The 7,214-nt window shown below is 72.4% G+C and carries 8 protein-coding genes; 1 reads left to right on the top strand and 7 read right to left on the bottom strand.

Annotation, left to right across the window (positions count from 1 at the left end; translation table 11 throughout):
• Positions 1-37 precede the first annotated feature (37 nt).
• The 5 genes from C3492_RS44380 to C3492_RS41110 form a co-directional block, all read right to left on the bottom strand.
• On the bottom strand, positions 38-250 hold the full coding sequence (locus tag C3492_RS44380) for a hypothetical protein (protein ID WP_146075798.1): 213 nt from the start codon (positions 248-250) through the stop codon (positions 38-40).
• A 136-nt stretch (positions 251-386) separates the two neighbouring features.
• Complete coding sequence (locus tag C3492_RS41125) at positions 387-710, bottom strand: hypothetical protein (protein WP_103817703.1); 324 nt, start codon at positions 708-710, stop codon at positions 387-389.
• Positions 707-1,075: a WhiB family transcriptional regulator gene (locus tag C3492_RS41120; protein WP_103817702.1), complete on the bottom strand. Its 369-nt coding sequence runs from the start codon at positions 1,073-1,075 to the stop codon at positions 707-709. The genes C3492_RS41125 and C3492_RS41120 overlap by 4 nt, the downstream gene beginning before the upstream one ends.
• A gap of 174 nt (positions 1,076-1,249) precedes the next feature.
• Positions 1,250-1,573, bottom strand: coding sequence for a hypothetical protein (locus tag C3492_RS41115; protein WP_103817701.1), 324 nt, complete (start codon positions 1,571-1,573; stop codon positions 1,250-1,252).
• Between the two features lie 166 nt (positions 1,574-1,739).
• Positions 1,740-4,049 carry an ATP-dependent DNA helicase UvrD2 gene (locus tag C3492_RS41110; protein WP_308461185.1) on the bottom strand — a complete coding sequence of 770 codons (2,310 nt, stop codon included), beginning with the start codon at positions 4,047-4,049 and terminating at the stop codon, positions 1,740-1,742.
• Between the two features lie 295 nt (positions 4,050-4,344).
• Between C3492_RS41110 and C3492_RS41105 the strand changes: the two genes are divergently transcribed.
• The gene (locus C3492_RS41105) at positions 4,345-4,587 is read left to right on the top strand and encodes a mycoredoxin (protein WP_103817699.1); all 243 of its coding nucleotides are present in this window, start codon (positions 4,345-4,347) and stop codon (positions 4,585-4,587) included.
• 65 nt (positions 4,588-4,652) lie between these two features.
• Here the strand turns inward: C3492_RS41105 and nudC are convergent, their stop codons facing one another.
• On the bottom strand, positions 4,653-5,597 hold the full coding sequence (nudC, locus tag C3492_RS41100; protein WP_181140822.1) for an NAD(+) diphosphatase: 945 nt from the start codon (positions 5,595-5,597) through the stop codon (positions 4,653-4,655).
• Positions 5,598-5,769: 172 nt separating this feature from the next.
• Positions 5,770-7,173 carry a dipeptidase gene (locus tag C3492_RS41095; RefSeq protein WP_103817698.1) on the bottom strand — a complete coding sequence of 468 codons (1,404 nt, stop codon included), beginning with the start codon at positions 7,171-7,173 and terminating at the stop codon, positions 5,770-5,772.
• Positions 7,174-7,214 lie beyond the last annotated feature (41 nt).

Genomic DNA, 7,214 nt, shown 5'->3' with positions numbered 1-7,214 from the left:
GGGGACGGGGGGGGGGAGGGCCCCCGGGGAAGGGATCTCACCACCAGGCCGAGTCCAGCCGTCCCTCGATCGCCCGGAGGTTCTCCCGGGAGCAGGCGTCGCAGAAGTACTGGCGGACGCCGTTCTCCACGGAGCAGGTCCAGGTGGCCGGCTGGGGGCCGTCGGCGGGGGTGCCGCAGCGGGCGCACACCAGGCGGTGGCGCTCCGCGGTGGAGCCGCCCTGATCACTTCCGCCGGGAAGACTCGTCACCCGGTGACGATAACCCCGTGACCGGCGGATCGTCGTGCGCAACGCACCGCGGGGGCCGGTCCGTTCGGCCGGACCGGCCCCCGCGGGGAGGCTTCGCCTCCCTGCTCCGGGAGGCCACCACTGCTCAGGTGGTTCGTTACTGCATGACGGCCATGGCGAGCGCGCGGCGGGCGCGCAGCGAGGCGCGCTCGGCTCGGCGCTGCATCCGCTGGGCGACCGCCAGGCGCACGGCCCGGCGTTCGCGCGCGGCCTCATGGAGTCGCTCGTGCATATGCGCACGAGCCAGGGCTTCTTGCATGAGTTGCATCTCACGGTTCCTGTTCTGGCGCGCTTCGGTGGCGCCGGTGGTGGGGAAGTCTGTGGTCGCGGAGCCGGCGGGCTCGCTGGTGGACGGCTTCATCGGGGCCTGCTTCTTGGGGTCGTGCGTGAGGGGGCGGTCGATCGTTCCTGCGGTGTTCATGCCGTGACCGGGTTCTTCCGCGGGCGACCACGGGGCCGCTTCCGGGCGACGACGACGCCCTGGACGAACAGCTCGCCTCCCCAGACGCCCCAGGGCTCGCGCCGCTCCTTGGCGCCGGCGAGGCAGGCCTCCATCAGCGGGCAGGTGCGGCAGAGGGACTTGGCGTACTCCACGTCCGCCGGCGACTCGGCGAAGAAGACCTCCGGGTCGTAGGAGCGGCAGGGGACGGGTACGCCGAGGTTCTCGATGGCGTCGTCGAGCGCGGTGAGCGCGGTGAGGGGGGTCAAGGTGGAGTCCTCCGTGAGGCCGGGCGGGGGGATCGTTTGCGAGGGCGGTACGGACGGGGCGTGCGCTTCGAGTTGCACGGGTGGTTTTCCTCGTCTGGTCGGTCCGGCCGGTTGACCGGGTGTCGGCTGGGTACCGGGTTCTCTTCCTGTCCCGAGGCCCCTTCGCTCCGTCGTCCCCGTTCGGGGAAAACAGAAGGGCCGCGGATCCCGGATGGGGTTCCGCGGCCCTGAAGGCGCCGGCCTGATCGGCGATCAGGCTGGATCACTCCAGGGTTCTGGCCCACGGAAGGCCCACATCAGGTGGTGCTGCGTCGTCTGCTTCCGGAATCCGGCACCGGCCGCCGCAAAGGCATAGGCGTGCGCCTGTGCCGCTACTGCTTCCAGTGCCTTGGTCGGTCGCTCATTGCGCTCACGGATGGGAAGAACCGCGAGGGCAGGGGAGGACGCCGGACGCACGGCACGGATGCCGGACAGACCGGTGCCCTGGTTCGAGGCGCCGAGCATGCACGTGGAGACGGTCGAGCGATCGGTCAGTTTGGCCGTGCTGACGGTGGTGCTGGTGTTGATGCTGATCACTGGACTCGCCTCCTCTCGGCGTCTCAAGGGACCGGGGTGAACCGGTCCCGTTCGGATATGCAAGTACATCACGGAACCCGGGCCTTGGAGAAGGCCGCTGCTTCCGTGCCTAGAACCTATGGGGATTCGCGGGGCATGCGCAAACTATTTTTTCGACGAGTTGGCATCAGTCGCTGCCGTCGTCTCCACCGGGTTCTTGACCTGCGCATATGGCCAGAACGTCGGCTCCGTAGCTGCGCAGCTTGCGGTTGAGGACGCCAGGGATGCGGGCGAGCTCGGCGGGGCTCTCCGGGCACGCCTCGGCGATGGCCATCAGCGTCCGGTCGGTGAAGACGCAGAAGTCGGGCTGGCCGCTGCGCTCGGCCTGTACCGCGCGCCATTCCCGGAGCCGCTCGTAGAGCCCTTCGTCCATGTCCGAGGGGCAGTCCTCGCAGCGCATCAGCTTCATCTCGCCCGCGTCGGTGAGCGTACGGCCGCAGACACGGCAGCGGGCGGGGGTGCGCTGGGTGCGCCGGGGGGTGACGGGGGTGCTCGCGGTGGTCCCGCGTTCGACGCCCGCGCCCGTGCCGGCGCCGGTGTGGCCGACGGTGGGGGTGGTGCCGGGGCGCAGCCCGTCGAGGAAGCGGCTCGGCCGTCGGTTGGGGCGTCCGCCGGGTGAGCGGGACAGGGCCCAGGACAGATGGAGGCGTTCCCGGGCGCGGGTCACGCCGACGTAGAGGAGCCGGCGTTCCTCCTCGATCTGCTCGTCGGTGCGGGCGTAGGTGATGGGGAGCATGCCCTCGGCGACGCCGACCAGGAAGACGACGTCCCACTCCAGGCCCTTGGCGGCGTGCAGGGAGGCCAGGGTGACGCCCTGGACGGTGGGGGCGTGCTGGGCGTTGGCCCGTTCGTCCAGTTCCGCCACGAAGTCGGCGAGGGTGACTCCGGGTCGGGCCGCGGCGAGGTCGTGGGCGAGGTTGACGAGGGCGGCCAGGGATTCCCAGCGCTCCCTGACGGCGCCGGAGCCGGCCGGGGGTTCGATGGTCCAGCCCTCGCCGGAGAGGACGGCGCGCACCTGGGAAGGCAGGTCCACGGCGTCGTCGAGGAGGGAGTCGTTGCCGCCGAAGCGGGCGGCGCCGCGCAGGGCGATGCCGGCCTTGCGGACCTCGGGCCGGTCGAAGAAGCGTTCGGCGCCGCGGAGCTGGTAGGGCACGCCGGCGTCGGCGAGCGCCTGTTCGTAGGTCTCGGACTGGGAGTTGGTGCGGAACAGGACGGCGATCTCGGCGGCCGGGACGCCGGCGTCGATCAGCTCGCGGATGCGGCGGGCGGCGCCCTCGGCCTCGGCGGGCTCGTCGGTGTACTCGGTGTAGACGGGCTCGGGCCCCGTGGGGCGCTGGGAGACGAGTTCCAGCCGGTGGCCGGCGGCGCGGCCCCGGGCCTGGGCCAGCAGGCCGTTGGCGAGGTGGACGATCTGGGGGCTGGAGCGGTAGTCGCGGACCAGTTTGACGACGGTGGCGCCGGGGTGGCGGGCGCGGAAGTCGAGCAGGTGGTCGGGGGTTGCTCCCGTGAACGAGTAGATGGTCTGGCTGGCGTCGCCGACGACGCACAGGTTGTCGCGGTCGCCGAGCCACAGGTCCAGCAGCCGCTGCTGGAGGGGGCTGACGTCCTGGTACTCGTCCACGACGAAGTGCTGGTACTGCGCGCGGACCTGTTCGGCGATGTCGTGCCGGTCCTGGAGGACGGCGACGGTAAGCAGCAGGACGTCCTCGAAGTCGATGACGGCGCGGTCGCGTTTGAGGTCCTCGTAGGCGGCGTAGAGATGGGCGATCTCGGCCGGGTCGCGTGGGGCTTCTCGGCCGGCCTTCGCAGCCGCGTACGGGTAGTCGGCGGGGACGGTCTGGGTGACCTTGGACCATTCGATCTCGGCGGTCACGTCCCGCAGCTCGTTGCGGTCGAGCCGGGTGCCGAGGGCGGCGGCCGCGTCGGCGACGAGCTGGATCTTGCGGTCGACGAGCCGGGGCAGGGAGCCACCGATCGCTTTCGGCCAGAAGTACTGGAGCTGGCGCAGGGCGGCGGAGTGGAAGGTGCGGGCCTGGACGCCCTGGGCGCCGAGCTGGCGCAGCCGGCCGCGCATCTCTCCGGCGGCGCGGTTGGTGAAGGTGACGGCGAGCACGCTGGACGGCTGGAGGATGCCGGCGCGCACTCCGTAGGCGATGCGGTGGGTGATCGCCCGGGTCTTGCCGGTGCCCGCTCCGGCCAGCACGCACACCGGACCGTGCAGGGAGGTGGCCACCTCGCGCTGCTCGGGGTCGAGCCCTTCGAGCACCGCGTCGGCCCCGCTCGGCGGAGCCGCGTGGGGAGAGCCACCGGTGCCCTGCGGGAAAAGGGTGGAATGCGTTGCTGCTGTCACACCGCCATGCTGCCAGGTCGCCCGGGACGGCTGTGCCGGTTGTCCACAGGCTGGGGCTCGCAGTCGTACTAATGCGGCAGGCGTCACAGCGGGGAGCGCAGGCCGGAACCGGCGGGGCGGCGGCCTGGGGTTCGGGACCCGATCGCCGAGGGACCGGGGCGGGCGGGGCCGGTCGCCTGGGAATCGGGGCCTGGTCGCCAGGACTGTGAGTCGATGGCCCGGGAATCGGGGTCCGGCTGCCCGGGACCGGCGGGCCGGCCGCCCAGGGATCGAGGGCTCCTCGCCCGGGCAGGGCGGCCCGGTCGCGCGGGAATGGCGGGCCGGTCCCTTACGTTCATCCCCTGGACGACCTTTTCCGAGCTGCCTGAGGAGCGCGAGAGACATGCAGGGCACTGTGACGATGTACAGCACGACTTGGTGCGGTTACTGCCGGCGGCTGAAGAGCCAGCTGGACCGGGAGGGCATCGCCTACACCGAGGTCAACATCGAGCAGGACCCCGAGTCCGCGGCCTTCGTGGAGAAGGCCAACGGAGGGAACCAGACCGTCCCGACCGTGCTCTTCGCGGACGGCTCCACGCTGACGAACCCGTCGCTGGCCCAGGTCAAGCAGAAGCTCGCCGCGTAAGCGCGAGCCGCGCCGAACGGCGGTTCCCGAGTCCCTGACCGGCTCGGGAGCCGCCGTTCGCCGTCTCAGACGAAGCTGCGGGTCGGCAGGGGCTTGCCGTACCACATCTCGATCAGGCGGGCCGCGATGGAGATGCCGTAGGGCGGCAGCACCTCGCCGGCCTCGAAAGCCGCGTGCAGTTCCTCGCGGGAGAACCAGCGGGCCTCGTGGATCTCGTCCCCGTCGACGTCGATCTCGGTGGAGGTGGCGCGGGCCATGAAGCCGAGCATCAGGCTGGACGGGAAGGGCCAGGGCTGGCTGGCGACGTACTCGACCGGGCCGACGGTGACGCCGACCTCCTCGCAGACCTCGCGGCGCACCGCCTGCTCGATGGACTCGCCGGGCTCCACGAACCCGGCGAGCGTGGAGAAGCGGCCCTCGGGCCAGTGGACCTGGCGGCCGAGCAGGATGCGGTCGTCCTCGTCGGTCACCGCCATGATCACGGCGGGGTCGGTGCGCGGGTAGTGCTCGGCGCCGCAGGCCGGGCAGCGGCGGATGTGACCGGCCGCCGCGATGACCGTGCGCTCGCCGCAGCGGGAGCAGAAGCGGTGGGTGCGCTGCCAGTTCTCCAGGCCGACCGCGTGCACCATGAGCCCGACGTCGCGCGGCGACAGCAGCAGGCCGGCCTCCCGCAGCCCCGCCGGGCGCGCGGACTGGTCGATGCGGCCGGGCAGCGCGTCCTTCTGGAGCGCGAAGTAGCTGACCCCGTCCTCGTCGATGCCGAGGAAGTAGCGGTGCGCCTCGGTGAGCGGGGCCTCGAAGGACGGTGTCATGACGAGTTCGGTCCGGCCGTCCGGGGTCTCGTCGATGAGCACCTGGCCGCCGGAGACCACGAAGCAGCGGGTCGTGGGGTGGCTCCACGCCGCCGCGAGCCAGGCCTCGTCGAGCCGGTGGTGGGCGGCGCGGTCGATGCCGCTCGGGGCGGTCAGTGAGATGGGTCGGTCGGCTGTGTGGTCGGTCCAGGTGGTCACGGGTGCTTCCAACTCCCCCAGTGCGGCGGTTCTTTCGGCGGGCGGTTCGGCGGGACGTAGGGCGGGAGGGCACCGGGCCGGGCGCGGCCGGGGCGACGGGACGGTCGGGGCGGTCGGGGCGGTCCCTCCAGTGTGCCCCGCGCGCGGTGTCCCGCCGTACGGCGCCGGCCGGTCAGGGTGCGGTACGCCAGTTGCCGGCGAGGTCACCCCACAGGTAGGCGCTGGTCTCTACGCCTTTGAGGAGGAGGTCCAGCTCGACCTTCTCGTTGGGTGCGTGCCAGCCGTCGGACGGGACGGAGATGCCCAGGAAGAGCACGGGGACGCCGAGGACTTCCTGGAGGTCGGCGGCGGGTCCGGAGCCGCCCTCCCGGGTGAAGCGGACCGGCTGCTGGAAGGCGCGGCCCATGGCGCGGGCCACGGACTGCAGCGCGGGGTGGTCGAGCGGGGTCAGGCACGGGCGTGTGGCCGAGCCGAAGTCGATCTCGTACCGGATCCCGGGGGGCACCTGCTCGGCGGCCCAGGCGCGGACGGCCTTCTCGATGTGGTCGGGGTCCTGGCCGGCGACCAGCCGGAAGGACAGCTTCACCATGGCCGTGGCGGGGATGATCGTCTTGCTGCCGGGGCCCTGGTAGCCGCCGCCCATGCCGTTGACCTCGGCGGTCGGGCGGGCCCAGATGCGCTCCAGGGTCGAGTAGCCGGCCTCGCCGTGGAGGGCGGCGGACTTGGCGGTGCGCAGCCAGCGCTCCTCGTCGAAGGGCAGTTCGGCGAGGAGTTCGCGCTCGCGGTCGGTGAGCTCGACGATGCCGTCGTAGAAGCCGGGGATCGCCACGCGCGCGTGCTCGTCGTGGAGGGCGGCGACCAGGCGGGCGGCGGCGGTGACCGGGTTGGGCACGGCGCCGCCGAAGGAGCCGGAGTGGATGTCCTGGTCCGGGCCGTACAGCCGGATCTCGCACTCGGCGAGACCGCGCATGCCGGTGCACACGGTCGGGGTGTCCTCGGACCACATGCCGGTGTCGGAGACGATCACGGCGTCGGCGGCGAGGCGCCCCGCGTGCTGTTCCACCAGGGCCCGGAAGTGCGGGGAGCCGGACTCCTCCTCGCCCTCGATCAGCAGCTTGAGGTTGACGGCCGGTGCGGTGCGGCCGGTCGCGGCGAGGTGGGCGCGGACGCCGAGTGTGTGGAAGAACACCTGGCCCTTGTCGTCGGCCGCCCCGCGCGCGTAGAGGCGGTTGCCGTGGACGACCGGCTCGAAGGGGTCGCTGTGCCAGCCGTCCTCGCGGGCGGCGGGCTGCACGTCGTGGTGACCGTAGACCAGGACCGTGGGTGCCTCGGGGTCGCCGGACGGCCATTCGGCGAAGACGGCGGGGGCCCCGGGGGTCTGCCAGACCTCGGCGGTCGGGAAGCCGGTCTCCGACAGCTTGGCGGCGAGCCATTCCGCGCTGTGCCGTACGTCGGGAGCGTGGTCGGGCTGGGCCGACACGGAGGGGATGCGCAGCCATGCGGCGAGGTCGTCGAGGAAGGCGGCGCGGTGCTGCTCGATGTACGTGCGGACGGCGCTGTCCGGGGTCTGGCTCATGCTCCCGAGCCTATCCGCCCGCGACGGCATCCTCGGCGGGC

Origin of the sequence: Streptomyces sp. Ru62, assembly GCF_002920615.1 — a bacterium.
GTDB lineage: Bacteria > Actinomycetota > Actinomycetes > Streptomycetales > Streptomycetaceae > Streptomyces.
This window is presented reverse-complemented; position numbering and strand designations above follow the sequence as displayed.

Coding starts and splice junctions, on each gene's coding strand:
- C3492_RS41125 (WP_103817703.1), bottom strand. CDS start 710: ATGAACACCGCAGGAACGATCGACCGCCCCCTCACGCACGACCCCAAG.
- C3492_RS41105 (WP_103817699.1), top strand. CDS start 4,345: ATGCAGGGCACTGTGACGATGTACAGCACGACTTGGTGCGGTTACTGC.
- C3492_RS41095 (WP_103817698.1), bottom strand. CDS start 7,173: ATGAGCCAGACCCCGGACAGCGCCGTCCGCACGTACATCGAGCAGCAC.